This window comes from Mycobacterium sp., from assembly GCF_049673265.1.
Classification (GTDB): Bacteria; Actinomycetota; Actinomycetes; order Mycobacteriales; family Mycobacteriaceae; genus Mycobacterium.
Window position 1 is genome coordinate 1 of record NZ_JBATXN010000407.1, and the last position, 5,166, is coordinate 5,166.

The window sequence follows — 5,166 nt, forward strand, 5'->3', positions numbered from 1 at the left end:
TCCTGGCCGCCACCGTGTGACAGCGGCACGCAGCCCACGTCGCGACGCAGCAGCAGCGCACCCACACCGGGCGGGCCGCCGAACTTGTGGGCGGCCACACTCATCGCGGACAGCTGGCTGGCACCGAAGACAACCGGCAGCTGGCCGATGGCCTGGACCGCGTCGCTGTGCATGGGCACGTCGAATTCGGCAGCGATGGCGGCGAGTTCGTCGATCGGCATGATCGTGCCGACCTCGTTGTTGGCCCACATCACCGAAACGAGCGCGACGTCGTCGTGCCGCTGCAGCACATCGCGCAGCGCGGCGGCGGACACCGATCCGTCCGTGGCGGTAGGCAAGAAAGTCACCTCGGCGCCTTCGTGGTCAACCAGCCAGTTCACCGAGTCCAGCACGGCGTGGTGTTCCACCGCGGTGGTGACAATGCGCCGGTGCCGCGCCTGCGCGTCGCGGCGTGCCCAATAGATTCCCTTGACGGCGAGATTGTCGCTCTCGGTGCCGCCGGCCGTGAAGATCACCTCGGACGGACGCGCACCCAGCTTGGCCGCGATCAACTCGCGGGACTCTTCCATACGGCGCCGAGCGGCCCGGCCGGTGGTGTGCAGCGAGGAGGCATTGCCCACGGTGCTCAGCGCGCCCGTCATCGCCTCGATGGCAGCGGGGTACATCGGGGAGGTGGCGGCGTGATCCAGGTAGACCATGACCCGCCCAGGATACCGAGGCCCGCCCTACGACGATGCAGGCCGGGACTGGCCTGGGGTGGGGGCACCCCAGCCGCGTAGCGGCGAGGGGGCAAGTAGGGCAATCGGACCCCGTAGAGGTCAGGAGGCCAGCACGGGCCTACGCCGCCCATGACCTGTGTGCGGCGCGGTTGTGGTGCGGATAGCGGCCTGGCAGCGACGGGCCAGCTCACGCCGATCGGCACCCGGCAGCAGCAGTGATTCGACGTAGACCTGCGCCACCGTGCGCCGGGCGACCAGTAAGCGACCAATCGAACGCAGCAGCGTGTCGTCGCCGATGTAGGCCGGAACGGTCGAGATCCTGCCGTCGCGATGGTAGTAGCGCAGCCGCAGCGGCTGGACCGGCCGGCCGGTGTCGACCGCCGCCTGGAACATCGCCGGATAGAACCGCCCACTGGCTAGCCCGCACCAGGTAGTGCCCTCCGGGAACGCCACCACCGTCTGGCCCGCACGCAACCGAGCGGCCACGGTTTCGACGACGGCAGGCAGCTGGCGCAGGCTGGCCCGGTCAATCGGGATGACCTTGATGATGCAGGCCATCATCCGCACGGCGAGATTGGCGGCTACGTCGGCGCGGCCGACAAACGATGCGGGCACCGTCCGCCACCGGGTCGTGGGAAGTACCGCGGCGATCGTCACGATGTCCAGCCAGGACATGTGGTCGCTGACCACCAATACACCGGGCAGATTGCGAATCGGATCGCCCGACACCGTGATCCGGACCCCAAGGCACCACAACAGCAGCCGGCAGTACACCCGTTTGGCCTGCGACCGACCCGGCAGCGGCACCGCCACCAGTAGCAGCGCCGGGGCCAGCAGCAGCCCGAGGCCGAGCCGCAGAGTGACCCGGAGCGCGACAACCAGCCGATGGGATGCTTTCGAGGCGCCGGCCCGCAGACAACCCGTATCGCAGGTTGCCTGCGGCAGCCAGGCGTGTGCGGGGCTGCTCATCAGGCCACCCGGCCCGCGGCCTCGGCGGCCGCCGAAACCGACCGGAGTCGGCGCAGATACCGGATGTCGGCATGGCGCTTGTCCAGCAGCGCGGGGAAATCACCCACGCCGAAGTCGGCGTCGTAAGCCGGTTCACCGCAGATTCGAGCGCCCAGCCGCAGGTAGCCGCGCATCAGCGGCGGGATCGCCGGGCGCGCCGGCGGAGCAATTTCGTCGAGCGGGCGCCCGTCGATGACCACCGGGCGGTACGGCTGCATCAGGTACTCGGGCGGGGCCGCGTGGCGACCCAGCACAAAGTCGCGCACGCCGCGAATCTGGGTCCCGGGTGGTGCGCCATCCCCTTTTATGGGGACCGATACGCAGCCGGTGACATAGTCGTAGCGGTACCGGTCGAGGTAGGCCAGGATGCCAGCCCACATCAAAAGCACGACTGCGCCGTTGCGGTGATCGTTGCGAACCACCGCGCGTCCCATCTCCACCAGCGACGGCCGCAGCGAATCCAGCGCCCGGATGTCGAATTCGGTTGCGGTATAAAGCCCCCCGGCGGCGATCGCGCCGGTCGGCGACAGCATCCGATAGCAGCCCACCAGCTCGCCCGAATTGTCCTCGCGGACCAGCAGGTGATCGCAGTGCTCGTCGAAACGATCGACGTCGAGGCCCGCGACGTCTTGTCCAGTGAGGCTAAAGCCTGGCTCGTTGCCGAATACGTCGTAGCGCAACCGCTGCGCGGATTCGATCAGTGTGGCATCGGTCGACAGCAGCAGCGAATAACGCGGCTCGGTGGACGACGTGGTGCCCGACGTGGGTTTGTCGGCGGCTATGAGGACAGTGTCAATACTCACGCCATCACAGTTAGCGCCGTTGATCAGCTAAGGGGCATCGACGCCGTGACGTGTCCGTGCACGGCAGATGACGATGTCGCGAGCGTTGATCGCGCAACCCGCAGGTCGACGGCATTAACGTTGCCTGGATCACACATTTGGTCCAGACTGCGACGGTGGCTGAGGTCGACGGCGCAACGTTTGACCCCAATGCTTTGCGCGCCAAATACGCGCGGGAACGGCAGCGGCGGCTGCGCGCCGACGGGATATCGCAGTACGTGCAGGTCGCCGGCGCGTTCAGCCGGTTCGCCCACGATCCGTGGGCCGATCCTGGCTTCACCCGCGAGCCGATCAACGACGAGGTCGACGTGGCTGTGGTGGGCGCCGGCTTCGGCGGGCTACTGATCGGGGCCCGTTGTAAGCAACTCGGCGTCGATAATGTCCGGTTGATCGACAAGGCCGCCGATGTCGGCGGGACCTGGTATTGGAACCGCTACCCCGGAATCGCTTGCGACGTCGAGTCTTATGTCTACATGCCGTTGCTCGAGGAACTCGACTACGTCCCGACCGAGAAGTATGCCAAGGGTGCGGAGATTTTCGCCCACTGTCGCCGCATCGCCGAGCATTACGATTTGTATCGTGACGCATGTTTGCAGACTGAGGTGCACGAAATCCGTTGGGAGCCAAGTACTTCCCGCTGGGTGATCGCCACCGACCGCGGCGACGAGATCCGCGCGCGGTTTGTCGCCATGGCAAACGGCTATCTGCAGAAGCCGAAACTGCCCGGCATACCCGGTATCACAGAGTTCGGCGGTCATGCTTTTCACACCAGTCGCTGGGACTACGACTACACCGGCACCGATCTGGCCGGGCTGTCCGACAAGCGTGTCGGCATCGTCGGAACCGGTGCGACAGCAATTCAGTGCGTGCCGCGGCTGGCTGAATCGGCGCATCAGCTGTTCGTGTTTCAACGCACCCCGTCGACGGTCGACGTGCGGGCCAACCGGCCGACTGAACCCGAGTGGGCCGCGGCGCTGGAGCCCGGTTGGCAACAACGGCGGATGGAGAACTTCCAAATCCTCACCGCGGGTGGTTCGGCCGACGAGGACCTGGTTGACGACGCGTGGACCAGCCTCATCAAAAAGCTGCCGATTGTGAACGATGCAGGCCCGAACGCCGCCGAACTGGCTGACTTCGCCAAGATGGAGGAGATCCGGGGGCGCGTCGACGCGCTGGTGACCGATGCAGCCGCCGCGGAGGCACTCAAGCCGTGGTACGGCTACTACTGCAAGCGACCCTGCTTTCACGACGAGTACTTGCAAGCGTTCAATCGTGACACCGTCACCCTCGTCGACACCCACGGTCGTGGAGTCGAGCAGATCAGCCGTGCCGGCGTCGTTGTGGACGGCGTCGAATACCCGTTGGATTGTTTGATTTTCGCCACCGGCTTCGAGGTCGGCACCAGTTACTCGCAGCGCACCGGGTTCGAGGTCATCGGTCGAGACGGCTTGACGCTCACCGAGAAGTGGGCCGAGGGCGTACGCACGTTGCACGGCCTGCACGTCAACGGCTTTCCGAACTGCTTCATCGAAAGCATCGCTCAGTCCGGCTTCACCGTGAACTTCCCGTATCTCATCGATACCCAATCGCGCCACATCGCCTGGGTGATCGCGTGGGCGCTGCGCAACGGTGTGGCGGAGGTGGAAGCCACCGCCGACGCCGAAGCGGCCTGGATCGACACGGTCGTGCAACGCTCCAGCATCATCGCGGGCCGGCGCGAGTCATGCACGCCCGGCTACTACAACCGCGAGGGCCAGGCTGATGCGCGGCTAAACCAGGACAGCTTCTTCTTCGGCAGCCCAACCGAATACGCCGACATCCTCGAGGCGTGGCGGGCGACGGGCGAGCTTGCCGGGCTTGCCAAACGAGCTTCGGCAGTCACCGGCTGATAGCACCTCGCAGATCCCAGGTGTGATCCGCCGCGCGGCGGGTACTCCCCAGCAAGCATTCAGGTGGGGTCAAGCCATCGGCACACGGCCCGTGGGTGAAAGAGGGCGCTGTGACGGAACCGGTCGACTTGGCCGACGCAAAGTGGGCGGCACCTGCCTTGGAGCAGTGGCCCGGGAAGGCGTATCCGCTCGGCGCCACCTACGACGGGTCGGGCACTAATTTCGCGATGTTCAGTGAGGTCGCCGAGCAGGTAGAGCTCTGCCTGTTTGACGCCGACGGCACCGAGTCCCGCGTGCCGCTGATCGAGGTCGATGGGTTCGTCTGGCACGGCTTTCTGCCGGCCGTCGAGCCCGGTCAGCGCTACGGCTACCGGGTGCACGGGCCCTACGACCCGGCCGCCGGGCACCGGTGTAACCCGAACAAGCTGTTGATCGATCCCTACGCCAAAGCGATTGACGGCAACTTCGAATGGCACCAGGCGCTGTTCAGCTACAACTTCGGCGACCCAGACAGCCGAAACGATGACGACTCCGCGCCGCGTATGCCGAAGTCGGTGGTAATCAACCCGTTCTTCGACTGGGGAAACGACCGCCCACCCGATCACGAGTACGCCGACACGGTGATTTACGAGGCGCACGTCAAGGGGCTGACCCAGCTGCACCCCGAAATTCCGGAGCGGATGCGGGGCACCTACGCCGGTATCGCAC

The 5,166-nt window shown here is 66.1% G+C and carries 4 protein-coding genes and 1 pseudogene; 2 read left to right on the forward strand and 3 right to left on the reverse strand.

Annotated elements, in window-relative coordinates:
* From WBF82_RS14005 to WBF82_RS14015, 3 genes are all read right to left on the reverse strand, one after another.
* On the reverse strand, nucleotides 1-698 hold a 698-nt coding region (locus WBF82_RS14005), incomplete at its 3' end, for a cysteine desulfurase family protein (RefSeq protein ID WP_424383603.1).
* Between the two features lie 120 nt (nucleotides 699-818).
* On the reverse strand, nucleotides 819-1,688 hold the full coding sequence (locus tag WBF82_RS14010; RefSeq protein WP_424383604.1) for a lysophospholipid acyltransferase family protein: 870 nt from the start codon (nucleotides 1,686-1,688) through the stop codon (nucleotides 819-821).
* Complete coding sequence (locus WBF82_RS14015; RefSeq protein ID WP_424383605.1) at nucleotides 1,688-2,530, reverse strand: GNAT family N-acetyltransferase; 843 nt, start codon at nucleotides 2,528-2,530, stop codon at nucleotides 1,688-1,690. Before WBF82_RS14015 ends, WBF82_RS14010 begins: the two co-directional genes overlap by 1 nt.
* 155 nt (nucleotides 2,531-2,685) lie before the next feature.
* On the opposite strand from WBF82_RS14015, the gene WBF82_RS14020 reads away from it, so the two are divergent.
* Nucleotides 2,686-4,458 (forward strand): flavin-containing monooxygenase, encoded by a 1,773-nt coding sequence (locus WBF82_RS14020; protein WP_424383606.1) that lies wholly within the window; start codon nucleotides 2,686-2,688, stop codon nucleotides 4,456-4,458.
* 128 nt (nucleotides 4,459-4,586) lie between these two features.
* A pseudogene (locus WBF82_RS14025) lies at nucleotides 4,587-5,166 on the forward strand (glycogen debranching enzyme); the annotation flags it as partial.